Annotated in this window: 20 protein-coding genes (1 of these 20 cut by a window edge); 4 read left to right on the top strand and 16 right to left on the bottom strand. The window is 35.8% G+C overall.

Annotation, left to right across the window (positions count from 1 at the left end):
• Nucleotides 1–1,832, bottom strand: partial view of a DUF1561 domain-containing protein gene (locus LEP1GSC049_RS219955; RefSeq protein ID WP_016560561.1) — the 5' portion only. It extends 82 nt beyond the left edge of the window; only the first 1,832 of its 1,914 coding nucleotides appear in the window; it begins with the start codon at nt 1,830–1,832; the stop codon falls past the left edge of the window.
• A gap of 506 nt (nt 1,833–2,338) precedes the next feature.
• Here LEP1GSC049_RS219955 and LEP1GSC049_RS2000000228655 point away from each other — a divergent pair.
• Complete coding sequence (locus tag LEP1GSC049_RS2000000228655; protein WP_004750930.1) at nt 2,339–2,551, top strand: hypothetical protein; 213 nt, start codon at nt 2,339–2,341, stop codon at nt 2,549–2,551.
• A gap of 1,209 nt (nt 2,552–3,760) precedes the next feature.
• Here the strand turns inward: LEP1GSC049_RS2000000228655 and LEP1GSC049_RS219965 are convergent.
• From LEP1GSC049_RS219965 to LEP1GSC049_RS220000, 8 genes are all read right to left on the bottom strand, one after another.
• Entirely contained in the window at nt 3,761–4,912 is a 1,152-nt protein-coding gene (locus LEP1GSC049_RS219965; protein ID WP_016748011.1) for an acyltransferase family protein, read from the bottom strand.
• Between the two features lie 539 nt (nt 4,913–5,451).
• On the bottom strand, nt 5,452–5,688 hold the full coding sequence (locus LEP1GSC049_RS2000000229230) for a DUF4907 domain-containing protein (protein WP_004758494.1): 237 nt from the start codon (nt 5,686–5,688) through the stop codon (nt 5,452–5,454).
• A gap of 1,846 nt (nt 5,689–7,534) precedes the next feature.
• Entirely contained in the window at nt 7,535–8,761 is a 1,227-nt protein-coding gene (locus LEP1GSC049_RS219975) for an LL-diaminopimelate aminotransferase (protein ID WP_004758566.1), read from the bottom strand.
• Nucleotides 8,745–9,110 (bottom strand): DUF2203 domain-containing protein, encoded by a 366-nt coding sequence (locus LEP1GSC049_RS219980; RefSeq protein WP_004750955.1) that lies wholly within the window; start codon nt 9,108–9,110, stop codon nt 8,745–8,747. The genes LEP1GSC049_RS219975 and LEP1GSC049_RS219980 overlap by 17 nt, the downstream gene beginning before the upstream one ends.
• Nucleotides 9,111–9,115: 5 nt before the next feature.
• Nucleotides 9,116–10,042, bottom strand: a complete 927-nt coding sequence (pyrB, locus tag LEP1GSC049_RS219985; RefSeq protein ID WP_004751090.1) for an aspartate carbamoyltransferase — start codon at nt 10,040–10,042, stop codon at nt 9,116–9,118.
• Between the two features lie 36 nt (nt 10,043–10,078).
• Nucleotides 10,079–10,936 carry a fatty acid desaturase family protein gene (locus LEP1GSC049_RS219990; protein WP_370622397.1) on the bottom strand — a complete coding sequence of 286 codons (858 nt, stop codon included), beginning with the start codon at nt 10,934–10,936 and terminating at the stop codon, nt 10,079–10,081.
• Between the two features lie 459 nt (nt 10,937–11,395).
• A complete protein-coding gene (locus tag LEP1GSC049_RS219995; RefSeq protein ID WP_004751105.1) occupies nt 11,396–11,704 on the bottom strand; it encodes a DUF2752 domain-containing protein in 309 nt (102 codons plus the stop codon).
• Nucleotides 11,705–11,857: 153 nt separating this feature from the next.
• The gene (locus LEP1GSC049_RS220000; protein WP_004758516.1) at nt 11,858–12,178 is read right to left on the bottom strand and encodes a TM2 domain-containing protein; all 321 of its coding nucleotides are present in this window, start codon (nt 12,176–12,178) and stop codon (nt 11,858–11,860) included.
• A gap of 623 nt (nt 12,179–12,801) precedes the next feature.
• Between LEP1GSC049_RS220000 and LEP1GSC049_RS220005 the strand changes: the two genes are divergently transcribed.
• Nucleotides 12,802–13,320, top strand: a complete 519-nt coding sequence (locus tag LEP1GSC049_RS220005; protein ID WP_004751103.1) for a DUF5063 domain-containing protein — start codon at nt 12,802–12,804, stop codon at nt 13,318–13,320.
• A gap of 461 nt (nt 13,321–13,781) precedes the next feature.
• Nucleotides 13,782–14,825: an MBL fold metallo-hydrolase gene (locus LEP1GSC049_RS220010; RefSeq protein WP_004758574.1), complete on the top strand. Its 1,044-nt coding sequence runs from the start codon at nt 13,782–13,784 to the stop codon at nt 14,823–14,825.
• Nucleotides 14,826–15,203: 378 nt separating this feature from the next.
• Here the strand turns inward: LEP1GSC049_RS220010 and LEP1GSC049_RS220015 are convergent, their stop codons facing one another.
• From LEP1GSC049_RS220015 to LEP1GSC049_RS220040, 6 genes are all read right to left on the bottom strand, one after another.
• A complete protein-coding gene (locus LEP1GSC049_RS220015; protein ID WP_004758556.1) occupies nt 15,204–16,328 on the bottom strand; it encodes an arabinose kinase in 1,125 nt (374 codons plus the stop codon).
• The gene (locus LEP1GSC049_RS220020; protein ID WP_016750438.1) at nt 16,325–17,179 is read right to left on the bottom strand and encodes an RNA methyltransferase; all 855 of its coding nucleotides are present in this window, start codon (nt 17,177–17,179) and stop codon (nt 16,325–16,327) included. The genes LEP1GSC049_RS220015 and LEP1GSC049_RS220020 overlap by 4 nt, the downstream gene beginning before the upstream one ends.
• The gene (locus tag LEP1GSC049_RS220025) at nt 17,146–18,093 is read right to left on the bottom strand and encodes a class I SAM-dependent methyltransferase (RefSeq protein WP_004768519.1); all 948 of its coding nucleotides are present in this window, start codon (nt 18,091–18,093) and stop codon (nt 17,146–17,148) included. The genes LEP1GSC049_RS220020 and LEP1GSC049_RS220025 overlap by 34 nt, the downstream gene beginning before the upstream one ends.
• On the bottom strand, nt 18,071–19,390 hold the full coding sequence (locus tag LEP1GSC049_RS220030) for a class I SAM-dependent rRNA methyltransferase (protein ID WP_025183286.1): 1,320 nt from the start codon (nt 19,388–19,390) through the stop codon (nt 18,071–18,073). The genes LEP1GSC049_RS220025 and LEP1GSC049_RS220030 overlap by 23 nt, the downstream gene beginning before the upstream one ends.
• Nucleotides 19,391–19,428: 38 nt before the next feature.
• Entirely contained in the window at nt 19,429–20,718 is a 1,290-nt protein-coding gene (locus LEP1GSC049_RS220035; RefSeq protein ID WP_000852462.1) for a citrate synthase, read from the bottom strand.
• Between the two features lie 111 nt (nt 20,719–20,829).
• On the bottom strand, nt 20,830–23,079 hold the full coding sequence (locus LEP1GSC049_RS220040) for a lytic transglycosylase domain-containing protein (RefSeq protein WP_004762597.1): 2,250 nt from the start codon (nt 23,077–23,079) through the stop codon (nt 20,830–20,832).
• A gap of 57 nt (nt 23,080–23,136) precedes the next feature.
• Between LEP1GSC049_RS220040 and LEP1GSC049_RS220045 the strand changes: the two genes are divergently transcribed.
• The gene (locus LEP1GSC049_RS220045; protein ID WP_016560539.1) at nt 23,137–24,450 is read left to right on the top strand and encodes a hypothetical protein; all 1,314 of its coding nucleotides are present in this window, start codon (nt 23,137–23,139) and stop codon (nt 24,448–24,450) included.
• 321 nt (nt 24,451–24,771) lie between these two features.
• Here LEP1GSC049_RS220045 and LEP1GSC049_RS220050 read toward each other — a convergent pair.
• Nucleotides 24,772–25,000, bottom strand: a 229-nt coding sequence (locus LEP1GSC049_RS220050; protein ID WP_025186026.1) for a DUF1564 family protein, incomplete at its 5' end; no start/stop codon positions are given.

The following is a 25,000-nucleotide window of genomic DNA, read 5'->3' as shown; positions in this document are numbered from 1 at the left end:
CTTCTGTTATCTCCTTCTCCGGTGCAGTTTCTGTTGGAGATGATGAAGTCAAAAGTATTAGAGTAAACCTCTCCTAGCTGTATCGTCGTAAGTCTTTCTAGAGACAGGTCTGGTCTTTCTAGATAGTTATCGATTATTAGAAAAGGATCCGTAGTAGGTGTTAAAGATTGTCTGTAGTTATCAAGTGACGTCAAGGATGCCCTTGTTCTAATTACCACTAACCCCTGAGAAGTTCTCAGAATTGGAACTGCGTGCCAGCCCCTAACTCCATTTGTACGACGAAGTCTTAGTATCGCCAACCAAATACTTCCAGAGGGAGAAGCTATGAGTGAGGTAATATGAGATAGTATTTCAGACCGAGTAATGAACTCAGAAGAGAGAGTCCAATTGTATTGGGGGAGTACGGTTCTAGCGGATGCTAATCCTAATTGTCTGGTTGTTCTACCGGCAGAACTATACACTGTAGGTACATCTGATAATAACATATTCAATAACGGATAACGTTGCCTAAACGATATAAAAGGATCGGTATAAGGAGCCGTATCGAAGAAATAACCTCCACTCTGAAGAGGTCCTTGAGAATGATACTCCTGTAGTTCTGCTATCATCTGAAGGGCTTGAAGTAAACAAACACCACATACCCCTAGTGCCGTATGCGAATTCGAATCCGTCCTGGCTATATCATAAAGTCTTTGGATCCATTCCTCGGTCAATTGAAAGTCGGGTGGTAAGGTTCTTTTGACTCTTTTATGTAGAATACTTTCGTGATTACCAGCTGGACAATATTGATCTGTCTTTCCAAGATTAGATGACGTATAACGTGTCCAATCCAGTAAACTTTTATCGACTACAAACAAAGAAGTGGGACTATTGGTGGTATCCTTATCTAAATAAGAAGGTTTAGCTGCATAGGCAACTCCCCAATTGCTTCCATATCTGGTTACTCTGAGTAAATTGCCTTTATAATCTGTGATGATTCCTCCTTCTTCGGTTTGAAAAGAGACGTTCCAAAAAGTCGGATTCTCCTTGCTGATCGCTGTGTCACTACACGATGCCCAAGTCACCCAATTCCAATTCGATTTACCCACGTTAGAATACATACAATAGAGAGAACCACTCACCGGGTCATACTGAGCCAAATGTCCACTTTCAGGATTGTAGTAGAGAGGTGTGGTATTTTTATCCGAACCTCCCCAGCGAATAAAATAACGTTCATTTCCCTCAGTAGTTTGCAAATCCCAAGCGATAGAAGTTTGAACGCTGATGTTTCCAGGAGTGGCTATTGTTTGAATCCAGTCATCCATGGAAGAATCTAATGTATGGTTGTATCTATCTTTAGAATTTCTTGATATATAGCCGTACCAATTTGTATCTTTCAATTGATAACGCTCATCCGCAGTCCAAAACGAGTTGTCTTTTACGATCCATCTTTGCAGAGGATCGTTGATTGTACAAGGTCTGAGATGTACATAGTCCCAGTTTTCTTCCCCTCTAAATACTTTTTCCGGAGCAGTGATGCATAACCACGTATTGTTGACGTTATACGAAATTCTTTGGAACACGTCGTATCTTGCATTCTTAACGTGCATTTGCCAACACTGTTCAATTACGATGTAACTTTCACCACCGCTAAAAGTAGGACCATAACAAAATGTTCCTCCGCCACTTACATTGACTTTGATTGGTTTGTCTTTTGGTGAATCGGTAGGTTTTTGAATGATTGAGTCAACGGTCTTTGAGGAAGCGTGGATATGTGTATGGTTTACAATGTATTCGAAGCTAACGGCTACGAAGACTAATAAAACTATTACAAGAACTATCGAACGCTTCATACTTACCTTCCCCTTTTTTATATATAAAATTACTGATCTTTATAAAATTGAGTATCATGATTTTTTATTACAAAGCCTTGTTTTGCTGCAAAATACTGAACACTCTGTTATAAGCTATGGGTAAGATACAGTCAATTAGTGGATGAGGAGCACACTACATCAATTACATTTTAGTTTCGATCGTTATCCTGAGTTTAGAACTGTGTTAAAATCTTTTAAGCAAAACGTTTCCAATATTTTTAAATTAATTTTCATTTAAATATTCATTTTTTGTGATGAAGTTCGTATAATACAGATTACATCTCTTGTAAATTTTTTTAAACAAATCCTTTATTGTGAAACTTTTTAGTGAGAATGCTCACGTTTTTAAAGTTTAAAAGCCTGAGAAATGGAAGTTTTAAAAATTGAAAGAGTTGGTATTTTGCTTTTAATCCGCGTTCTATCTGAAAAAGCCTATTTTAAATTACGTTTTTTGTTATTACACAAAGAGACGAAGATTGTAGTGTATGCAAAAATCCGTCTTTACGAACCCAGCTTATTCTACAAGTTCAAGCCAAGAAGTAACGTTTCCAAACTTTTCTTTCTCTATTAAACATTACGATTATGTTCTTGCTGATGTATATAAATCGTCTAGAATTCCTAATAAAAAAGGAATTGATTCAAATTATCAAAAATTTCTTCATCATTTTCACCTTTTGTCATTTTTCATTTCTCAATGAATGTGAGAATATTGATTATTTGGAATATTTTAATGGAAGCGAATTATAATCCGTTTATTTTATACATATATGTGAATTGTATTTTATCTCTATTCTATAATTTTTCAAGTTTTGAAAACTCATATAGTTTTAGCTAAAGGCTTTATAAAATAGATCTTTAATGGAGTTGTTGAAAAATTCCGTAGTGGAGTTTAACAAAACCGCTTCAATCAATCGTTTCAATGAAACAGAAGCAGATGGAGTATTGATTTTTCAACAACCTCTATCAACTGATGATCGGTGATGAAGCAAGAATAGTGACGGTTAAGATAAATACGTTTTATATTATTACGAAATAAAAGTTATTACTTCACATAGAAAGGATAGAATATGAACAATACGGATGGTTGTGAATTAAAACGTTATAAACAAAGTTGAAAGATTGAATGTTTTTTACATGGCTTCAAAAACTTTAAAAGAAATCGAACTACGACTCGTAACTATATAATAAAACACCTAATATTTTGCATGGAATCAGTGCTTTGTGATAAAATTAACGGTACTCAATTTTATAGAGATCAGTAATTTTTATCTGATCACCAGATAATTTCAATTTCGATGGTTTTATTTTTTTGATGCGGCATTTTACTTTTCAGACATGGGTTATTTGGTATTTTTAATTTTTGTAAAAGCCGGATTTTTAGATATTACTCATCTCTATAGAATTGAGCATCTAAATATTTATCCCGAAGTGCCGTTTTACGTAAATTCTATAAAATCCGATGCGAAAGCGATTGAAGCGTAGAGAAACTCAGCAGAACGCTCTCTCAAACTAAAGCGTCTCACTCCCATGGGTCGTTTGACAGGTCGCGTTTGAAACTCAGCAAAACGCTCTCCTAAGGGTCGCGTTTTAGGGTCAAGTTATTGGTATTTTATGAAAATTGAATCTGATTCTGTAGTTTTATAATAACTTGACCGAAGCTGAAAGCGCGGTCCGGCTGCCTGTGGTAAGCCGGATTAGCCCTAATTTTATTACGTCGAACTCACGTTATTTTAGATTTTAATCATTAGAGTTGTCGAAAAATTCCATAGTGAAGATTCGTAAAATTGCTTCAATTGTCCATTCAATCCAATACAAACAGATCAAGAATTAATTTTCAACAACTCTATTTTACTTTTGATATTCAATTTAAAATCTAATTTTATCCATGGATGTGGGTTTGTGTAGTTTTAAACCTTGATATAGATTTTTTTTCTATCTAGAATGCTTAAAATTATCCACCAGAACAATAGATTTAAAATTGCGTATATTAATGATTCTAAATGTGAATTTCCTATGAAAATAAGTTTAGAATAGAATAAAGTTTTAATGCTACTTGATTTTCCGTTTTCTGAAACAATAATCCAAAGATTAAGTGTTCTTGCAAGAAGTCCGGAACCCACAAAGACTAAAATCGCATTTTTGCCGAATACGAGAAAAGGTTGAAAAATAATTTCTGATTGCAACTGATCCCATTTTTTTATCCGTAGCAGAAAATTTAAGAGTTCAAAACAGCCTATCGATAAAAAAGCTAGACCCGCTGTATAAATTACATAACTTCCAGTCCAGAGACTTTTGTTCATTGGAAGGTTTTGATCCCATAATAGACCGACTAACACGAGTAAGATTCCAAATCCGAAAATACTTAAAATCTGTTTTTTAATTTCATTTGTTTTTGAAGAAAGTATAGACCCACAAAAAACGCCTAACAAAGAAGTTGCGATCGATGAAATTCCACTAAAAAGTCCTTCGGGGTCCCAAGTTTTGGAAAATTTCCATAGATGATTTTCTCCAAATACGTTTCGATCAATCCAGGCTCCAATGTCTTTTCCCGGTTCTAAGTAGACGATCGATTCTCCGGGTGCTGGAATTTGGATCAAGACCCAGGTGTGAACGAGTAGGATAGGAATCCAGGATATTAATATCATTCTTTTTGGGAGTATAAGATGTAAAGAAGCTACTATCCAATAAACAAATCCGATTCTTTGAAGTACTCCTGGAATCCTGAGTTCTGAAAAAGACCATTCTCCAAAAAAGTTCAAAAATAGTCCGATCAAAATCAGTGTGATACTTCGTATACAAATTCCGAACCAGATTTTACTTTTATGAATTTTATTTTTTGAATATACTGAAAGTTGAATGGATATTCCCACTGCAAATAGAAAAAACGGAAAGACTAAATCCGTTGGTGTGCAGCCGTTCCATTTTGCGTGTTTCAAGGGAGAATAGATAAAAGACCAGGATCCAGGATTATTTACTAGAATCATTCCGGCGATGGTCATTCCTCGGAATAAATCCAAGGATAATACTCGATTTTTGTTCTGAGTTGATTTGTTTTCCAATCGGCGACCTTTAGTCTTTTGTTCTCAATGTATTTTAAGAAATCTTTATTGAATCCCAGAGTTAACTTTCATAGAATTAAAATCATAATGTACCATTCTGATATTACATCATTGAATATAACTTGTTTTCTTTGTCTGAGTTATTTCGGATAGGCAAAAATCGAGAAGAAATATTTTTACTTATCCTCTTCCTAGAAAGATTGTATTAAGAAAGAATTCGAATTTGTCAAAAAGATTTTTAAGATTTTAGTGAATCGTAGATTCTTATATTTTGAAAGTACAGTTATTGTTTGCTTTAATAGAATGACTTAATTTTTTGATCGTCTCGTTTTATCCACGTTTTCTTTTTAGCAAAAGTGTGAAACAATGAGTTCGGTTGTAATCGGAAGTTATACTTGGTTAAGGTCGAGTTATATTTTTAGTCGTCTGGTTCTTAGATCTAAGAATCAAATCGATTTCTTGTTCCGTTATGGTAGGTGGTATAATTCCACTCCGTAATTTATCAATAACTAAATTTGCTGTTTGTTCGGTTTGGCTTTCTAGATCGAATCCCTTAACTCCTGGCCCGGTATATTTGGTTGATGAATCATACGTGTTGCATTTACAAAGACGTCATAACCGTATCCACCCGAATCACTTTGATAAGTTTTGATTTGGAACTTCGCTTCTTTTAAAGAAGCTTGGTCTACAGATTGTTTTTCTCGTTTAGGTTGATCACAACCCGTAAATACGATAAGAATGATAAATAAGATAACTGATCTTTTTATGGTAAACATTTACTTTCCTTTTATCTTTTCTTTAGAATCGTAAAAATCACGGCGGTTTAAAACCGCCATGATTTCCTGTGTTTTATTGACCGGAGTGTACTGTTGTTATCGATACCCAGACCATAATAACCTTTTCCATTGAGTGTAAACGTTACAGCACCATTTCTGCCGTGCCATGGAAAATCCTTTCTGATTCCCCAGCCCCATGGTACGTTCCGGTTCAGACTCTGGGTCGACACTCATGTTTTGGGTGTTTATCATTGTAGGGTTCACCAAAAGATTGGAGGAGGAAATCTCCAAGATAGGCAGCAAAGTTTTACTTTCATCGCTGTTCTGTTCGCCGCAAGTTCCAAAAACCAGACAGCCTATGCTTACCAAAAAAATGGTAAATGCTTTTGTGATTTGCATTTATTGTGTGTTTGGAACTAACAGCGAGTAGATGGTAAATTTTTATATTTAAGTCATTTATTTATGATTTCTTTTTTGTTTTCGTGTAAAATGAGGTTTGATGTCAAAAAATATAGAATGAATATTTTTGCTTACTCAGAACTATAAAATAAAATACCTATTATTTTGCACTGAAACGGGGTTTTGTCGAGTTAGAGATTTTTAATCAAACGGTCGTTTCTCTGAAATTTGCTAAAAGAATTTTAATTTTACTACTCGAACGCATGAAAATAATACTATTCTTAAGTCTGTTTCAAAATTTAAAACGTGGGATCTCACACAAAAAAGCCAACGATTCTAAGTTTAGCGCAATTTTGAGAGGGCTTCTTTTAAAAAAATTTCCCATTAATTTTTGGTACCATTTTATGCGTTCGGGTAGTAAATGGAGTTTTTACTTTCGTAAGAAAATGTTCCGTCATTCTCGATCAATTCCGAAAATGTGGGAACTACCACAAATCATGATTTTACGAACAACTTCTAAGATTGTAGGAACTACTACTTCTAGAAAATTCTTTCTCCTATTCTTACGCCAAATTTGCGTTATATTAGAGTATCATAACTTTTGAAAGGAATTCCCTTTTCGGAGAAAGAACTTTAGGTATTCTATTCTGTAGATCTAATTAACGTGAGCAGGGCGTAACAAATGCGAAAGCGATTATTATGCTGTGATCCGTAGAGAGCAGCGCCTAAGTTTGAAAAATTCCGAAGGAATTGGAGCGAAAAGAACTCAGTAAAACGCTCTCTATGGATCGTGTTTGAAACTCAGTAAAACGCTCTCTATGGATCGTGTTTGAAACTCAGTAAAACGCTCTCTATGGATCGCGTTTGAAACTCAGTAAAACGCTCTCTATGGATCGCGTTTGAAACTCAGTAAAACGCTCTCTATGGATCGCGTTTGAAACTCAGTAAAACGCTCTCTATGGATCGCGTTTTAGGTTGTGAGCCATTTTAACTATAAAATTTGCGAGCTGCGACGACGACCCTCGTTGCACCTGAGTTTATTATTCGCCCCAATTTTCTTACGTCGAACTCACGTTAATTAATAGCTTGTGTCAAACCTGAAAAAGGTATCAATCATTCTATTTTAGAAATTTCTAATGAAATGACGAAGTTTCTACGATGTCGGAAAGTTTGCGAACTTTCTATAAATTTCCGACATAACATCTTTAGAAAGTCCCTTCGATTCTAAAACGTTTAGAAAAATGTAATAGTTCCCACAAATTCAGAAAAATGGAGTTTGATTTTGGAACTAAGACTTTTCCTAAAATGTGGGAACTATTACGAAAATTTAACGACATTAGAACTGCTTGAAAGTTCGCAAATTGCCAAATGCGACTTAATTTGTGGGAACTACTGCACGACAAAATTTTACTGTAAAATTGTTTCTAAAACGTGGGAACTCCCGCTTTTAAAGAGATACAATTCTTGTGATCGCTTCTTCTACGTCTTCTTTTTTACCAAAAGCGCTGAGACGGAAATAACCTTCGCCCGCGGGACCAAAACCGGAGCCCGGAGTTCCGACCACTTGAGCTTTATTTAAAAGTCTGTCAAAAAAATCCCAAGAAGAAAGATTATCTGAAGTTTTTAGCCAAATGTAAGGAGCGTTAACTCCTCCGAAAACTTCATAACCGGCTTTTTTTAAACCATCACGAATCTTAGAAGCGTTTGTCATATAATAAGAGATAGAAGTTTGGATTTCTTTTTTTCCTTGAGGGGAATAACAAGCTTCCGCACCTTTTTGAGTTACATAAGAAACTCCGTTGAACTTAGTAGTATGTCTTCTACTCCAAAGAGAATTAACACTGACTTCTTCACCGGAACGAGTTCTTCCTTTGAGTTCTTTAGGAATGACTATATAAGCACATCTTAAACCTGTAAAACCAGCGGTTTTAGAAAAGGAGCGGAATTCGATCGCAACTTCCTTAGCGCCTTCTACTTCATAAATAGAACGAGGAACTCCAGGTTCGCTGATAAAAGCTTCATATGCGGAATCATAAAGAATGATGGAGTTATTTTTTTTAGCGTATTCAACCCAAGCTTTTAAGGATTCTTTTGTGGTTACGGTTCCGGTAGGATTGTTCGGATAACAGAGATAAACGATGTCCGCTTTTTCTTTAGGAATCTCAGGCTGAAAACCGTTTTCTTTCGTGGCAGGCATATAGATCAAATTAGAATATCTGCCGTCTGAGCCGATTTCGCCGGTTCTACCAGCCATTACGTTTGTGTCCACGTAAACGGGATAAACGGGATCTGCGACCGCGATCTTAGAATCCGTAGAAAAGATTTCTTGAATATTACCACAATCGCATTTAGAACCGTCGGAAACGAATATTTCGCTTTCGTCTATTTTGATTCCAAGTGAACCATAGTCATGATCCGCAATTGACTTTAGCAAAAATGAATATCCTTGTTCGGGACCATAGCCGTGAAAACCTCCAACGGTTCCCATTTCTTTAGAAGCTTCTACCATTGCGTCCACAACCGAAGGAACGATCGGAAGAGTAACATCTCCGATACCCAAACGAATGATTTTTGCCGAAGGATTTTTTTCGGAGTAAATCTTGACTCGTTTTGAAATTTCTGGAAATAAATATCCTGCTTTTAGTTTTAAATAATTTTCATTGATGTTCGCCATCTTTTTGATCCTTGTCGATTCGTTTTCTTCCGGCAAAACCTTCTTCGTAACCGTGTTCGTAAAGAAGATCTTCCTCTCCTAAGTGCCAACAATAATATCCGTTCCCATTGTCGAAGTCGATCAACCAAAGACCTTTGACTTCGATTCCAAATTTTTGGATTTTGGAAGACCATTCAAAGATTAACTTTCGAATTTCTTCCTCTTTGTTTTCCATTTCGTTTTCGGGAAGAATTGTATCCCGAAGTTGAACGGCTAATTCCGATACATAAGAATAATATTTTTCCGTAATTTCTTTAACTATAGGTAGGATTTTACGAGCTTCTTGATATGTCCAGAGTTTCCGTTCCAAGGAAATTAGAAATCCTGTCCTAAAGAAAGACAAAGAAGGGTCATACGACTTACAACACCGTATCTTGCTTGTCTAAAATAAGCCGCGTTTGGTAGATCATCTACGTCCGTGGAAAGTTCGTTTACTCTAGGAAGTGGATGAAGAATCGTAGTTTCTTTTTTGGAAGCAAGAATCAACTCTTTGTTAATCTTAAAAAGATCTTTCAGTCTTTCGTATTCTTTATGATCTGGAAATCTTTCTTCTTGAATTCTAGTTACATAAGCTACGTCACAATCCCAAACCGCTTTGATGTCCGTCGTTTCTTCCAGAGTAAGAGGGTAACCTTGTAGGGCTTTTTTATAGGATTCTGGTAGAGCGAGTTCGGGAGGAGAAATCAGAAATAAACGAACCTTATAGTGTCTGAGTAAATTGATAAGAGAATGAATTGTTCTTCCGTATTTTAAATCGCCTATAAATGCAACCGTCAAACCGTCTAACGTTCCTTTTTCGGAAATGATCGTATAAAGATCTAAAATTGCTTGAGTGGGATGTTGTCCCGCTCCGTCTCCGGCGTTGATGACTGGAATTTTTACCGCTCCCGCCGCAATTCTGGAAGAACCTTCTACGGGATGTCTAATGACTGCAATATCCGCGTAAGCTTCCACCATCTTCATGGTGTCATACAACGTTTCCCCTTTAGAAATCGAAGAGAATTGAAACCCAACCGTAGAAATCACTCTTCCGCCTAAACGTTCCATAGCCGCTTCGAAAGAAAGTCTGGTTCTTGTAGACGCTTCGAAAAAAAGAGAAGCTAAAAGTTTACCGGTAAGAATTCCAAACGCCTTATTCTGTTCTACAAGACGTTCCATACCTCTAATTTTCTCAATGAGAAAATCAAGATCCGTTTTTGAGAACTGTTCCGTATCTAATACATTCTTATGGTTATAGTACATTAAACGACAGAATGTAAAAAAACTCCCTTTTGACAATCAAATTGATTTATGAGGATTCGATTTTTCTGGAAGGATTAAAAGTCCTGAAAGTTGTCGAATGGATTGTTTCCATAAAGAAAGATCCATACTATCCTTTGAATTTTTAAATTGAACTGGAAGACGGTTCCAAGAACAACCTGGAAAACGGTGATGTACTCTGTGATAGTTGAAGTTCAAAAATAGGTAGGAGAAAAATTTCGGCAAGTATAGATTGTAAGCAGAATTTACGTTTTCTAATTCTTTTCCATAATGATAAGAATGATCCAAAAAAGAAACGATCCATCCTCTAAGAATGAGAATTAAAATTAAAAAAATTGTGTTCGAACCACAAAGATAAAAAACAGATCCGAATAAAATAAGAACGAATAGAGAGTCGATTCTTAATTCCCGAACAATTTCAGGTTTTTGAATTTGTTTAAAGAAAGTCTTATATACCGGAAACTTGGAAAGATATTTTTCCGCAAAGGGTGTAGTAAAAGAAAGAGGCAAACTTAAAAGAAAACCACCTAACACTTCTAATGAATACGTTCCCACAAAAAGTCTGACGTAGTATAAAAATTTTTGGAATAAAATTGGGCCTGCATGTTTTTCTATATATTCGATCCGCTCTCCTTCGGAGCGGTTGAATTTATGATGAACCAGATGAGCTGTTTTAACGATTTGAAACGGAGTTCCAAAAAGAACACAAAGGAATCTGCCCCAAAAGCGGTTTTCACTTCGAGAGTTCGAAAAATTTCCGTGAACACATTCGTGAATTAAGGCCCACAAAGTGTAAGAAAAAATTGTAGATAAGAAAAATAATAGAATCGAAATGAAAATTGATCCTATAAATTTGAAAATGTTCAAAACGTAAATCCATTTTGGAAAATCTGTATTGAAAACGATTTTCGAGTCTATGACTAAAAGTTCTAAGAAAGAAAAAGTTTGAATCTGACTCGACACCAAGTCAGGTATATTCAAAATATAGAATATATTAAAGGATCTAATAGAAATTAGATCCCAAAAGTATATGGAAATAAAAAATGCACATAGTAAAATTGCAATCGTTCGGTTTGTTTTTTCCGGAAGGTTTCTACGTGGCGCTTGGAACATCAGATTTCAGAGTTTCATTGTAAAGCTGGGTTGTGAAGTAAATAATAGAGTTATTTAAAAATTCCATAGTGAAGATTTACAAAATTGCTTCAATTGTACATTTCAATACAATGGAAACAGATCAAGAATTAATTTTTCAACAGCCCTAAAAGGTTGTTTGTTTCTCGATATAAATTGAATTTTGAATATTCTAATTTTTATGAATCAATTAAATAAATTATTTTAAATCCCCAGAAGATTTCTTTTTAATTTACGGAAATCCATATTAAATGTCCAATATAGAATACAAAAGACAAATAGAGAAAATGTAATAAAAATTATCTGATTGAATCGAAGCGCTTCTTCAAATCGTAAATGTAAAATACACCAAAAACCTCTGACAGTGCCACAGCCAAAACATTCTCGTTTTAATATGAGCTTAAAAAGACAAACGGTATAATTACCGTTCATATATTTGGGAGGAATATTATAAAATATAAAAGTTCCAAAGGAAACTAATGCGAGTTTAGTCTTTTTTTGAAATTTTAGCATAAAATCGCCTTATGCCGTTTTAATTTAAAAATTTGATAACAACATAAGGTGAATCTTTATTCGAGTTGTTGAAAGTGGCGATTGATAAAACTGCTTCAATCGACCGTTTCCATAAATCAGATGGAGGATTCATTTTTCGACAACTCTATTCTATTAGTTTCTTGTAATTGGATTGCCTTGGGAATCTTTATAATTTCCAAGTAGGATCATAATCAAATCGATTAAGGCCCAAATTCCACAACCGCCGCCCGTGATTAACATAAGAATTCCGGTGCCGATCTTACCTGTATAAAACCTATGTACACCTAACACTCCTAAAAATAAACATAATAGAAATGTAATTAACCAGTTGTCGGATACGTTTCCCTTTTGACGGACTCCACATTTAGGACAAATTTCGGCGGCTTTTTTTATAACCGAACCACAGGAACTACAAAAAACCTCATCTATACCTTTGGAAATGTTATCGTTCAAGTTATTTTCTCCCTTTGTATTAAAATTATAAACTGATCGAATCTATTCTTTAATATAAAAATAGAACGGATAGAATCAAAACCCTTCGTAACTTTTATGAAGTAGATAAAAATTAAGAAATAAAATAGATTCAAATATCTTACTATAATAATGCGTTTCTGTATTCAAAATCATTTTTGCTATTTTGAATCAACCCGGGGAATCCAAAATTAATTCTAATTTTGAAATAGTTAAAATGATCGATAAAGCTTTTATTTTCTTGATTTCTAAATTTGGCATTTTGAAAGGAAAGTATGTATGAGGTTCTTTTTGAGTAAATCTAAAAAATATAATTTTGTGATAAATTCTATTAAATATAATATCATTTGGAGTAATTAAAATGAAAAAAAAATTACTAAATAAAATTTTTAGTAATAGAATTGTTGAAAATTTTCATGACGGCGATTAACAAAACTACTTCACTTCAATCGACCGTTTCATGAAATAGAAACAAGATGGAGAATTAATTTTTCAATAACTCTAATGTAAACTTTATAAAATAATCAAATATTGAGTTAAATTTAATATTTTTATCTTGTCAATTTATTTATAATTATACTAAGATTCATTGTAATATATATTTTATGAGCATTATTGTAGATTCATCAACCAGTCATCTTCCTGAAATTAAAAGTTTCGTTGAAGCAGTCAGGCAGTATTGTAAAATCATTGAATCGATTGATAATCAAAAAGAATTGTGTATTTTTTTGCGTCAGGTTGCGGCGTCAATTGCTTATCTCTATACTTGTGTGTTCGATCTTCCAGAAATTTCACTGCAATACAAATTTACCAAAGTCATTTCTAAATCTGGCGAATATGAAAAGTCCTTATCATCTTTACTCGGTAGTTACAATTTTTATAATATATCTTTGGCACCTTTAGATTTGACTCAACCTGAGTTAGCAATAGGTGCCCTATCTGATGATTTAGGTGAACTTTATTCTGACCTGAAAAGTGCTTTAGATTGTTTTGATAGGAGAGAACTCTCTTATGTAGAACATTCTTTATGGAGTTGGAAATTTGGTTTCGAAACCCATTGGGGTGAACATCTTACAAATGCTTTGCAACATATTCATTTTCTTCTTTTTGATCAATATGTTTAATCGTATAGAATTTTATACTATCTTCGTTTTTCTGAATTGTAATTCTTTTGTTTTGTAGTGTTTCAGAGAACCTCTATAGATGTATTTTTTGTAAAATAGAGTTGTTGAAAAATTCTATAGTGGCGATTAACAAAACTGCTTCAATTGCCGATTTGCATAAAATAGAAACAGATGGAGAATTAATTTTTCAACAACTCTAATGATGATCGCAGAATTGCGATTTGATTATAAGATTTTTGTTTGTGAATTTTATAAAAGTATCTTTTGAGAAAATTGGAGTTGAACGATTTATAGCAGGTTCAAGATTTTACTTTATGATTTATTTCAAACTACATTTTCTTAAAGTTTGAAGTGAATTGAATGTGTTCAATGTGAAGAAGCTGATTCACTCAAAAACACATACATTGATTATTCAAAATAACGGACCAATATAAATCGAAAACATCTCTGGATTCACCCTTATGAAACATATCTTCTTCTTGTTTATTCTATTATTTCTTTTTGAAACCTGTTTTCCAATCGATCCGGAGAGAATTCGTTCTTCTCATTTTCAGAATGGAAAGTATCATAATATTGAAGAAGATGTAAGATTGAATAAGAGTTTCTTTTCGGTCCTACGTTGGAAAATTTTAGGACCTAAAGATCCGCCCACGGTAGAAGGAGATTTGGAAAAAATTCCGGACGTAATCCCTATAAAAAAAGAGGATTTACTGGCTCCTGAAGGTAAAGTAAGAATTGTCTGGTTCGGACATGCCACCGTATGGATCGCTTCTAATTTTCACGGTAAAAGAATGCACATCCTTACAGATCCGATATTTACGGGAGTCCCTCCTTTTGTTAAGCGACTTACTAAACTTCCGATCGAACCAGAAGATCTTCCTGGGGTGGATGTTGTGGTGATTAGCCACGCACACAGAGATCACTTAGATATAGATTCGATTCAAAAAATACAAAAGTTATTTCCGGAAGTTACGGTTCATCTTCCTTCTGGAATGGGTGAATTTGCAAAGGACGAAGGACTTGAAAATGTGGTAATACAAGAGTGGTGGACGATCACAGAATACGCGGGAACCAAAATTCATTTTCTTCCCGCAAAACACTGGAGCAGAATGGGACTTACCGATATGAATCAATATCATTGGGGAAGTTATGCATTCGAATTTGAGAATATTAGAATATACTTTGGTGGTGATACCGGTTTTTCAAAACACTTTTCGGAAATTGGAAAACGTTTTACTCAGGGATTTTCTGCGACCATACTTCCCATCGGAGCGTTTAAACCTAGATGGTTTATGGAACCGGCTCATATAGGACCGAAGGAAGCATTGGAGGCGAGTTCTATTCTTCGCTCTTCTTTAATTCTTCCGGTTCATTGGGGAACGTTTGCGCTTGGAGATGACCTTCCTTCGGAAGCTCCACTTTATCTTAAAAAATTACATTCTGAAAAAAAAGATAAGTTACCGGCTCTGCGAGTTTGGACGATGGGTGAAATTGTAGATTTATGAATGATTCCGGTTTATTATTCGAGCGTATGAAAATAGTATCAAAAATAAACGATCGATTTTATCAAAGACGTATAAATTTTCAAAATTGAATCTAACGTTGGTTTTTTAAAGTAGATTTCACATTTTAATTTTTGAAACAAGTTTGTGACATGTGGTATTTTCACAAAAATCTACTTTTGGTTTTTATTCTTTTTTGTGGTCACTACGATAAATAACGTGAGTTCGACGTAAGAAAATTGGGGCGAATCGCTCGCAAATTTCATAGTTAAAATGGCTCACGACCGCGCTTTTCGCTCCAATTCCTTCGGAATTTCCGCTACAATCGCTTTCGCATTTGTTATGCCGAACTCACGATAAATAAAAAAATGGAATTCGTTTCTAAATCAATTTTAGAAAAACTGCAACTGCGTGTTTTACGTCTTCCCTCCCGTCTCTTTCAAGAAGAGTAGAAGATTTTCCTTTCCACACATTCACTTTTTGTAATGATCTATCCAATTGAAATGAAAATAAATCTTCGTTAGAAATATAAGAAGAGCGAATTTCGTCGTTTAGACTTTTGTGAAGATAAGGAACTTCGGGGAAATTACCTCGATCCGTGTAAAGAACCGGGGTTTGGGCATATACCGCTTCGCTTAAGATTCCGTAGCCAGGTTTTGTAATCACAAAATCGCAGGCGGTTAAAAGATTCGGATAATGAAGATTGGAAAGTCGTACAATCCCATTTTTTTGTTTATTAGGAATTTGTGATAGATCAAAATCTGTTCCTGAAAGTACGATTGTATATTTTTCTGGATCGAATCTTTCCCAGTCAAATCGAGACGTTTCTACTCCATAAGCTCCAAACGAAAATAAAAGATGAATTTTATCTTTTGGAAGTTTGAAAAATTCTTTAGCTTCATTTTTGTTTAAAAAAGGTTTTCGACCCACAAGGCCAATTTGTTTTTGTTCCGCTAAAGAATTTGCGGGACAGTTAAAAGGAAGAAGTAGGCCGAATGTGGCGTGGTAGTATTCTTCGTAGATTGACCGAGCTGCTTTTTCAAAAATTGAAGATTCTTTTGTATAACCAGAATAGATAAAATCCCAGGTGAAGTTTCCTATAAATAGGGACGGGATCTTGAGTTTGTCGGCGATTTTAAATGGAAGAGATGCCGAATCAGAAATGATTAGTTCCGTTCCAAAGTCTAGACAGGACTCAATTTCAGAAATTTGAATATATGATTTTTGTAAATCGAATTCTTCGATGGCTGATTCTGTGGCGACAATATCGACGGAAAGAGAATCCTTTTGGATCATACCTACGTCCAAGACCCTTTTGCGAACTTGCAGGCGTCCTAGATTTTTGGTATCCTCTTCCGAAAAAGAAAGAGTTTCTAAGAATTTTTCTCGAACGGTTACAAGATCGATTTTTAAATCTGGAAAACTTCTAAGTAAATGAAGAATAATCTCCATGGATCGGCTGATATGACCAAATCCGTGACCGCTAACGTAATAAGTGATTTTCATAAAACGGAAACTTGTCTAATGACTTCGTACATAACGATTCCGGCCGACATCGCTAAGTTGAGTGAATCCGATTCTCCGAACATAGGAAGTGAAACGTATTCGTCGGAATTGTTTCTTGCATAAGTAGAAAGACCGTATTGTTCCGATCCGAAAACGAGCGCTATTTTACCCTTTAAGTCCGTGTTGTAGTAATGTTTGGTGGCTTCTGGTGTTACGGCTAATGTTCGATACTGGTTCTTTTTTAAAATTTCATAAATCGGTTTTGTTTCTCCCAGATAAACTTCCAAAGTAAAAAGGGCTCCTGTAGAAGCACGAATTACATTGGGGTTAAAAAGATCCAGCTTTGGATCGGCCACAAGTACTGTATGGAATCCAGCTCCTTCTGCGGTTCTCAGGATCGTTCCTAGATTTCCGGGTTTTTCTACGCCTTCGATCACTAAAATCGGTTTCAAATTTTTGAATGTATTTGATTTGTTTTGCAAGTTGTCTAATCCAGTTTCAAAAAAAAACGCGGTTGCGATCAGCCCGTCGGGTCTGTCTCTATAGGAAATTTTTTCAAAAACTTTTTTAGGAACTTTGATGTTTTTGGCTCCGATCGAACGGATAAGTGCAAATTCGTTTTCTCCTAAAAAACATTCTGGAGAAAAAAGTAGATTTTGGAATTTTATCTTTCCGGATTTTTGCGCTCTTAGAATTTCACGATACCCTTCTATAAAAAAAAGCCCCGAAGTTTCTCTATGTTTTTTTTCTTTGAGATTGGAAATCGTCTTCAGTTTTTCGTTTGAAAAACTGGTAATTTCTAAAAATGGAATATCATTCAAAGCGAAAGTTTCTCCGATACATAAATACAATTAGAACCCGCGGGGTAAAGTCTTCCACTTGTTTCCGGAATGGAAAGTTCTCCTAAGTGAAAACTTCCTTTGTTGCGGATTCTTCCGTCTAAAATTCTTTGTAGAGCCAGAGGACTAAATCCGGTAGAGTGACAGGTAAGTACTATAAAATCAGGTTTGTTTCCGCATAATTCCATTAGAAGATTCATAAGTTCCGGAAGATCTTTTTCTATCTTGAATATTTCTCCGCTTGCACCTCTTCCAAACGTAGGAGGGTCCAAGATAAAACCTCTATAGTCTTTACCTCGTTTTATTTCCCGTTTCAAAAATTTCAATACGTCTTCTACCATCCAACGGACTTTTTTTTGTGCAAGACCAGAGACGTTTGCGTTATCCCTTGCCCAGTCCACCATCCCTTTGGAAGAATCCAGGTGACAGACGGACGCTCCACCGTCTAACACTGCCAAGGTGGAAATTCCGGAATAAGCGAATAGATTCAGAACTTCGTCTTCTTTTTTGAGTTGAGAAGAAAGTTTTCGGATTTTTTTCCAGTTTTCCAACTGTTCGGCAAAAATTCCAAGATGACCGAACGGAGTAAATTTTATTTTAATAGAATATTCTAAAATGCGAATATAAAATTCCTCATCTGTTTTTTTGTGCCAATGCCAGGAACCTCCTCCTTTATCCGAGCGGACGTATTCCCCGTGTGAATTTTTCCATAGTTCCGGTTTTGTGGGCGGCCAGGCGGAGACGGGAGAAGGGCGGATGATCGTATAAGGCCCGATCTGTTCTAATTTTCGGAAATCTCCGGAGTCGATTAATTTATAGGAACCGGACTCAATTACTTCTTGGTTTATTTTTGAAAATTTTTCTAGGGAAGGCGATTTTTTTTGCGGATTCGTTTTTGATGATTCAATTTTTTTTGCAATTTTCATAGATGTGCACCTTAAAGTAATTTCCCTCCGGAAAATTTTTTCTGATCGGATGATCCACTTCCGGTTTTAAACTTATAAAACGTTCAAACTTCCATCCTTTCGATTGAAGAATGTTTTTTGCGAGCGATTCTAATTCTTCTGATCGAATTCTTCCCGAACAAGAACAAAGTATGATCGTCCCCGATTCTTCCAAAGATGAAAGGCTATTTGCAAAAAGATAGGAATAGGATTTAAGAGCGTTTGATTTAGATTTTGCATCCGGAGTGAGATTAGGTGGATCGATTACGATCATTCCAAATGATTTGTTTTGTAGAATTTCTTCTAATTCTTTAAAGATATTTTTCCGTAAAAATCTATGTTTACAATTTCCTTTGTTTTTATTTAAACTCAAAACTCTTTGAAAGGAATCTAACGCTTCTTGAGAACCGTCTACGGAAAGAACGGAAGCCGCACCCGCGACCTCCATACAAATGGAAGTAAGTCCGGTATGAGAAAACAGATGAAGGCAGTTTTTATTTTTGCTCAGTTCTTTTTTTTCGAGAAGAAATTTACGTAGATTTCTAAGGTCTAAAAAAATTCCTCCTTTTTGACCTGGAAGTTCGATCGGAAAGTTTATTTTATACAGTCGGATCGTTTCTCGGATTTTATATTTTTCTACGTGATGGATTTTCTTTTGTACGGAATGTTTTGTTTTTTCTTTTGTAAAATTAATTCCGTTTTTCGTGGATTGTCGTTTTCCTCTCCATAATCTTTCGGAGGAAGTAAACGTTTGGGAATGGTCTGCCGGATCCTTTTTTTTGAAATCGATTTTATCTTCGCCGGTTTTTTCGGGAGGATCAAATAAAATCCGTTTTGGTTGAGGTTCTCCTAATTTAGAATTTTTGCATAGATCAAATAAATTCCAGACCAACCATCTTCCGTATACAAGTAAAGAAGAAGAATAAATTCGAACCACCCAGGTTGTATTCAATCGATCGATTGTAACTCCCGGAAAAAAATCATTTTCTCCGTGTAAAATTCTATATGCGTTTGTGATTTTTCTAAGTTCGTTTCTTTTTTTGAGAGCGTAAATTAAGTTTTCTCTCATTTTTTCTTTTGAAAAAGAAGGTAAAAATTGGATGACCCGAATTGCCACCAGGCCTGTCGTAGAATAAATTCCGGTCGCCAAAGGAGTGTTAGTTGTTGATACTAAATTCAACCATTGTCCATTGACAAAGGAAGATGCTGCGGAAGAAAGATTGCCGCTGAAGATCCAGGGATGTCCACGTCGGATGGAAATTTCGCTCTTCCGGTTCAATTGGTATCTATGAAACCGGAAGTTTGTAGAATGAGAGTTCAGGCTTTTTTCTTGGCTTCTTTATAGGAAGTTTCGGTGGAACCGGTGTAGATTTGTCTTGGACGACCGATTTTCATATCCGGAGATTCTATCATTTCTTTCCACTGAGCGATCCAACCGGGAAGACGTCCCATAGCAAACATCACTGTGAACATATTGACCGGAATCCCAAGAGCGCGGTAGATGATTCCGGAATAAAAGTCTACGTTTGGATAGAGTTTTCTTTCCACAAAATAAGGATCGTGAAGAGCAGTTTCTTCCAATTCTTTAGCAATATCTAATAAAGAATCTTGAACGCCTAATCTTTTTAATACGGAATCACATGCTTTTTTGATGATCTTTGCGCGTGGGTCGAAATTTTTATAAACCCTGTGACCGAATCCGGAAAGACGGAAAGAGTCGTTTTTATCTTTTGCTTTTTCTACGATCTTTTTCACGGGCAAACCGCTCGCTTGAATCTCTTGCAACATTTCTAATACTTCTTGATTGGCTCCTCCGTGTCTAGGTCCCCAAAGAGCACAAATTCCAGCAGAGATCGCTCCGTATAAATTTGCGAGAGAAGATCCCACCAAACGCACCGTAGACGTGGAACAGTTTTGTTCGTGGTCTGCATGAAGAATCAATAATAAGTTCAACGCTTTTACAATTTCCGGATCGATTTTATAATCCTCGCTTGGAACGGAGAACATCATGTTCATAAAGTTCGCACAATAGTCCAAACTGTTCAAAGGATGGATCGTAGGTTGTCCAATGGATTTTTTATAAGCGAATGCGGCGATTGTAGGAAACTTAGCGAGAAGACGGATCATAGAAATATGTCTGTGTTCCGCGTTTTCCGGATCGTAAGAATCTTGATAGTAAGTGGAAAGAGATCCGATCATAGAAGACATGATCGCCATCGGGTGACCGTCTTTTGGAAATCCGTTGTAAAGACGTTTCAGGTCTTCGTGGATTAAGGTGTGCATCGTAAGTTCGTCGTTCCACTTTTTCAATTCTGAATCGGAAGGAATTTTTCCGTATATCAATAAATAGGCGACTTCGGTGAATGTGGAATTTTCGGCGAGTTGTTCGATCGGAATTCCTCTGTATCTTAGGATACCTAGTTCTCCGTCTAAAAAAGTCACCGCACTTGTGCAGGCTCCGGTGTTTAAATATCCGTTGTCCAAGGTTACATATCCGGTCTGTTGACGGAGTTTAGAAATATCGATTGCTTTTTCTTTTTCGGTGCCTATTACGATCGGGAGTTCGTATTCTTTCCCATCGATTTTCAGAATTGCTACCTCTGCCATGTTATTCTCCTAATAAATGTTTGTCGTTTTTGCGACGGCGTTCAAAAAGTGCGCTTCAATTGTTTCAGATTCCTATCCTATTCTTTCTATCAGAGAGACAATCTAAAAAATTTAAAGTCTTTTGTACTTTCGTAAATTCTGATAGTTGTAGTAGTTAGAACTAACGATTCTACAATAGTCGCGAGGTTCTTTGAGAGGGAGTTCTTCTAAGAAATGATTGAAGTCTCCACGATAATGATTTCGTTTCCATTTACGAAGATTTCCAGGACCTCCGTTATAAGCGATCGAAGCCCATTGAAGGTTTCCGTGAGAAGCAACAAGATAGCGTAAAAATCGTGCACCCATTTCGATAGAAACTTCAGGATCAAATAGTGAGTAAGAATTTAGATTCATTCCTTTGGCTATTTCTTTACCAGTAGGACCCATGATCTGCATCAAACCTCTTGCGTTCGAAACGGAAACAGCGTTCTCTTTAAAAAAAGATTCTTGGCGCATGATTGCGTAGATGATGTCTTCTTCGATTCCAAGTTTTTGAGAAATGGAAGTTACAAGTCCTCTATGTGGTCTAGGATAAATTCTAGCCGCAAGTTTAGAGGGAAGTAGAATCACATCGTCGCTGATTTTTTCTTTTTTCATCAGAGATCTAGTATGAAAGACGGTGAGATAAGTGGTTCCGGTTTGTTCTCCAAGTGCGGCTAAAATTTCATCCTTTTCGTTGTCACTAATTCCTTGTTGGAGTTTGTATTTTTGAACTAAGGAAAGTGCGTAACTCATCTCTCCTACTTCTAAATATTCTTTTGCGGATTGTAGAATTTTATTTCCTCTAATTTTAGAATGAGCGGAATCGATTTTACCGTCTAACTGAAACGCTGCGGACTGAATGGCAAAGTCTAAATCCTTTCCTAAAATTTTTCCGGAAAGTTCAGGAATTCCTGCGGTTAAAGAAAGATATTCAAATAAACTATCCTTATTGGAGGTAGGATTAGAAGGAAGAGGGAACGCTGAAATTTCCTCTTGGAATTCTTCTCGAATGACTCTTGTATAATAAGAACCAGGAATATATTTATAATAGGATTTAAGCCAAGAATTGAGTTCTTCGGTTCTACCGTTTTTTTTAAGGAATCTAAGATACCAATATACAAGTCTTCCTTTGACGGGAAGGTCCGGAATTTTTCTGAGAGCGTCTTTCCAATATGCGTCGCCTAAAAAGTTTTCGTGATTGCCGATCAGAAGATCGATCAGTTCGTCTTGTCGGATTAAATTTGTGGGACTTTTTTCTAAAGAATCTATTAGATTTTTGAAATATAGATCTTTGTTTCCTTGTTTTTTAAAAGCCCTGGCATAACTATAAAGAACCTCGTCGTTTTTTTCGACTCCGGATTCGTTTAACAAATCCAGAGCCTTGCCCGAAAAATTCTGATTGGAAAGTTCCCTCGACATAACCGCGGTAAAATCTGGGTTGTATTTTGCTAAATTTGAATTTCTTCTAAAAAAATCGGGAAGTAATTCCGGTTCATAAGAAAGGATAACTCTCGCAGTATTACGAAACGCTTCCGCTTTAGAAAAAGAAACTTTTTCAAGATCTTTAGACGCGATCAGATGTCTTTTTTCGGAAGAATTTAAAAAAGGAAGAAACAAAGCAGCCCTTTCTGAAGTAAGAGAGGAATAAAAAGAATTTCCTTTCCAGACTTGAAGATCTTCCAAGATAAATTTTTTAACCGAAGAAAGAACGGAAGGATCTTCCAAAATGGAATAAAATATGGATTCTGCGCTTTCGGTGTTTCCTGATTTGTAGAGAGATTTCGCATAACGGTACCAAATCATAGGAGAAAAAATTTCGGATCGTTCCCGATTGGAAAAACTTTTGGCAAAGTCCAGACATTCTCGGATCATTCCGGCTTCGTAATAGATCTTAAAAATTTCTGAAATTGCGTTTTGACTGAGTGGATCGTTTTCTCTCGGCAATTTTTTTAAAAAATCGATTAATTCTATTTTGTTCAGGAGTTTTCTGCGGGAAACCTCCTCATAGAGTTTCCAAAGAGAAAGTTTCGTAATCACCGAGTTAGACGGTAAGGGGGAATGTAAAATATCCAGAAGATCTTGTCTTGTTGGATGAGAAGTTAATTTGCCTTTGAGAATAGAAACTAAATAGTAGAATTTTTTATCGTGATGTCCGTCTGGATGTTCTTCGTGGTATCTAACTAATGCATAAACTTCGGATTCAGTTCCGGGATGTCGTTCCTGAAAAATACGATGTATTTTTTGAAGACTATAGGATTTGATCAGATATTTGAGATCATCGTTTGCGTAAATATTGCCGAAAATGAAGACGAGTAGGCTGGTCAGGGCGAATTTTTTCATTCGTATTCTTTAGTTACCTTTTCGGCCTAAGGATTCAATCGCAAAAAGGAAATTCTCATGCAAATCCTGGAAAAAGAAAAATCGAACAATCTTTGGCCCGAAATTACACTCTCATCTTATGTGGAAAAAGCCCCTGCGATTCTAGTCAAAAAAAGAAAATCGGAAGGCCCCGTTCCACGAAATCCGGAAATCATCCGACTCAAATCTAAAATTTTAGAATATTTTTCGGGTGCACTCAACGAAGTACATTCTCCCTTTTCCAGTTTGAGAATCAACTTATTTGGAGAATTTCGTTTTCAAACCGATGCGTCTTCTCCTTTCGAAGAAGAAGGTCTTTCGGAAAGGGAAAAAAATCTGCTCAAGATATTCTTTGAGGAACTTTTGGAAAGGGCACTTGAGGAACACCAGGCCGATCCGGAAGTGTTTCAGGTATTACAATCCTTCCTTTTACACGAACAGAATTTAGATGAATATTTGGAATTAACCCAGGTATACGATCAAGACCTTCCGTTTATCGTGGAAGCAAAACGTTTTTTAGCTCTTATGGGAAAAATTGAATATTCAGATTTTCTAAAAGAGGAAAGTTCTTCTCGTTTTCAGAAATACGGAGTTCTTTGGAAATTGGGGAGCCTTAGTTTAGAGGATAGGGACACGGTTTATGATCTGGTGGTCACCGGAGAAGAACCTGGACTACTTGGACTCGCTTGGATACTTTTTAAACACGAAACAACCGGATTTAGAACGGTGTTCCCGATTGAAAGAAGGATTCTTACTTTGATCGAATCATTGAGTTCTGAAGAAAAGGAATCTTTTTTTAAAACATATTCGACTCGACACGGTTATCTGGAAACTTATTTCGCTCTTAGAAAAATTTATCCTCAGGAATATAGAAAGGCTTGGCTTGAAGGGGAAAAACAAAAAAATGGAAGGTCCGTTTTATTGGGTTCTCTACAGGATAAAATTTTACAAAGTCAGGACGAATCCCTAGAAAAACGTTATGTGCTCTTGAAAAAAAATCATCTAGTTTACACTTTGAGTCCTTTTGAACTTTTGATCCTGCTCAATTCCACCGAATCTTCGAACGTTCAAAAGGAGATCGGTGGAGTGGAAGAAAGACTTCCGGATTCTTATCTGACTAGAAGGGCTAAGTCGGTGCTTTATTTTTTTGAAAAAAAGTTCGAAGAGTTTTTAAAATCGTTGGAACTTTGTGGTCGTTTTCGTTTTTCTCCGGAGATGCTCTATCTACAAGGTTCGGCTTTAGTTGAAATTGGTAGAACCCAGGAAGGAATTAAACTTTTAGAAAATCTTCTGATTAAATTTCCCGATGCGGATTATCTTCGTTTGGTTTTAGAAAGATATAATAAAAATTGAATTTGATTTTGCCTTAAGTATAAAGGATTGTATTTTAGAAATTTATAATAAGCTGGTGGGTTTTCATAGTGGCCATTGCATTTTTATTCTACGAAATTTCCGGCAGTTTCTCATTATCCTATCTTTGTTTGGGACAGGTTTTTGATTTTTGTTGTTTGCGTGTATGAAAATCATTCTCATTCCTGCATCCTTCTTGATCAGAAATTTCAATCTATAAAATTTGTTTGAAGTTTTGATACAGATTCTTAGCTTGCTACTCCGTAGGATAGAGTAAGAAATTTTTTCTGAAAAAGTAAGTTTAACCGTTTTATTTTAGAATAGCTAACTTTTGTTAATAGAGTAGGGGTATTGGCTTGTCATTGGGTTTGGTTCGAATTGTAATTCTCTCGAAATGAGATTTTGTCTTCTGTTTATCTTCCAGATCATTTTGTAAGTCCAATGAAAGCTAGGAACTCCTTGGTTCAAAGTTTTCACAAAAAAATCTTCCTCTCCACCCAGGTCCTCCAACCAAAGCATGTAATTGAAAAGATAACATCTCGAAACCCCATGG

The sequence above is a fragment of the Leptospira kirschneri serovar Cynopteri str. 3522 CT genome, assembly GCF_000243695.2.
Classification (GTDB): domain Bacteria; phylum Spirochaetota; class Leptospiria; order Leptospirales; family Leptospiraceae; genus Leptospira; species Leptospira kirschneri.
The sequence above is the reverse complement of the archived record's forward strand: the minus strand, read 5'-3'. Positions and strand labels throughout refer to the sequence as shown.

Excerpts from the sequence above, each read along its gene's own strand:
- LEP1GSC049_RS2000000228655 (WP_004750930.1), top strand. The coding sequence starts at position 2,339 with ATGCAAAAATCCGTCTTTACGAACCCAGCTTATTCTACAAGTTCAAGC.
- LEP1GSC049_RS2000000229230 (WP_004758494.1), bottom strand. The coding sequence starts at position 5,688 with ATGTTTACCATAAAAAGATCAGTTATCTTATTTATCATTCTTATCGTA.
- LEP1GSC049_RS219975 (WP_004758566.1), bottom strand. The coding sequence starts at position 8,761 with ATGGCGAACATCAATGAAAATTATTTAAAACTAAAAGCAGGATATTTA.
- pyrB (WP_004751090.1), bottom strand. The coding sequence starts at position 10,042 with ATGTACTATAACCATAAGAATGTATTAGATACGGAACAGTTCTCAAAA.
- LEP1GSC049_RS219995 (WP_004751105.1), bottom strand. The coding sequence starts at position 11,704 with ATGCTAAAATTTCAAAAAAAGACTAAACTCGCATTAGTTTCCTTTGGA.
- LEP1GSC049_RS220005 (WP_004751103.1), top strand. The coding sequence starts at position 12,802 with ATGAGCATTATTGTAGATTCATCAACCAGTCATCTTCCTGAAATTAAA.
- LEP1GSC049_RS220010 (WP_004758574.1), top strand. The coding sequence starts at position 13,782 with ATGAAACATATCTTCTTCTTGTTTATTCTATTATTTCTTTTTGAAACC.
- LEP1GSC049_RS220015 (WP_004758556.1), bottom strand. The coding sequence starts at position 16,328 with ATGAAAATCACTTATTACGTTAGCGGTCACGGATTTGGTCATATCAGC.
- LEP1GSC049_RS220025 (WP_004768519.1), bottom strand. The coding sequence starts at position 18,093 with ATGAAAATTGCAAAAAAAATTGAATCATCAAAAACGAATCCGCAAAAA.
- LEP1GSC049_RS220035 (WP_000852462.1), bottom strand. The coding sequence starts at position 20,718 with ATGGCAGAGGTAGCAATTCTGAAAATCGATGGGAAAGAATACGAACTC.
- LEP1GSC049_RS220040 (WP_004762597.1), bottom strand. The coding sequence starts at position 23,079 with ATGAAAAAATTCGCCCTGACCAGCCTACTCGTCTTCATTTTCGGCAAT.
- LEP1GSC049_RS220045 (WP_016560539.1), top strand. The coding sequence starts at position 23,137 with ATGCAAATCCTGGAAAAAGAAAAATCGAACAATCTTTGGCCCGAAATT.